This window comes from Candidatus Frankia nodulisporulans (assembly GCF_902806475.1).
In the GTDB taxonomy this organism is placed as follows: Bacteria; Actinomycetota; Actinomycetes; order Frankiales; family Frankiaceae; genus Frankia; species Frankia umida.
This window is the reverse complement of sequence record NZ_CADCWS010000486.1, coordinates 1-1,284: the sequence shown is the minus strand read 5'-3', so window position 1 is coordinate 1,284 and position 1,284 is coordinate 1. Positions and strand designations below refer to the sequence as shown.

1 protein-coding gene is annotated in these 1,284 nt (G+C 69.1%); it reads left to right on the top strand.

Going from position 1 to position 1,284, the window contains the following annotated elements:
* Positions 1-897 (top strand): hydrogenase nickel incorporation protein HypB (gene hypB / locus G6R24_RS21030; RefSeq protein WP_225438889.1); only part of this gene is annotated, 897 nt, incomplete at its 5' end.
* Positions 898-1,284 lie beyond the last annotated feature (387 nt).

The window sequence follows — 1,284 nt, the reverse complement described above, 5'->3', positions numbered from 1 at the left end:
CAGGGCACGAGTCCCACGCAGGGCGCCGCTCCCACGCAGGGCAGCCGTCCGGCGCAGGGCGGCGGTCCCGCGCGGGACGCCCGTGCGCCGCAGGGCGCCCCGCCGCACGACGGCGGCCATTCCCACGACACGGGGCAGGCTCCGCACCGCCACGGCGACGAGCCGGGAGCCGGGCGGCCCTCGGTCGAGGGCGGACGGGCCGAGCTCGCCGGTATGGATCTGTCGGGTTATGACAGTGCGTCCGAACGCGTCGAGGTGATGGAACGGATCCTCGGGGAGAACGAGCGGGCGGCGGCGGCGAACCGGGCGGCGTTCGACGCGGCCGGCGCGGCGGTGGTGAACCTGATGTCGGCGCCGGGGGCGGGCAAGACGACACTGCTCGTCGAGACGCTGCGCCGGCTCGCCGCGCACCGGCGGATCGGCATCATCGAAGGCGACATCGAGACCAGCATCGACGCGGACCGCCTCACCGGATTCGGCGCGTCGATCGCCCTGATCAACACCGGCGACGGGTTCGGCGGGGAATGCCACCTGGACGCGCCGATGGTCGCCTCGGCACTGCCCCGACTGCCGCTGTCCGAGCTCGATCTGGTCATTGTGGAGAACGTCGGGAATCTGGTGTGTCCCGCCGAGTTCACGGTCGGCGAGCATCGTCGGGCGATGGTGTACGCGGTGACCGAGGGCGAGGAGAAACCACTCAAATACCCGGTGATGTTCCGGTCAACGGATCTCGTGCTGGTCAACAAGACCGACCTGTTGCCGCATCTCGACTTCGATCTGGCGGCATTTCGGCGTAACCTCGAGATGGTCCGCCCGGGCGTCGAGGTGCTCGAGATCAGCGCGCGCACGGGCACCGGGGTCGACGCCTGGTGCGAGTGGCTGGGGCGTCCAGCCTGATTCACCGGACACGGACCGGTCTGGTCGAGGTCGGGCGTATTGTTGTTATCAAATAAGCGGGCCGTGTTCGGCGTGCCGGTTTTGCTTGTGGTGATCCGTCCGCTATAAAAAGCTTCGATCGGGATGGTGAAACGTTCGGAGAGGCTTACGTCATGCGCCCACCCAGCTATACCCCGAAAAGACCGCGGTCCATGCGACGGCGACGGGCCCTGGCGGCGGTCGCTACGGCGGCCGCCTTCGGATTTCTCACGGCTGGGGCTGGCTGCCCGCCGCCCTGTAATCCGAATGCGCCGTACCCGCCGAGCCACCCCTGCATCCTGCATCCCTGACCGGTTCGGCTGAGGGGTCCTGGCGGGCGAGGTGGGCAGGGATCACCAACCTCGCCAG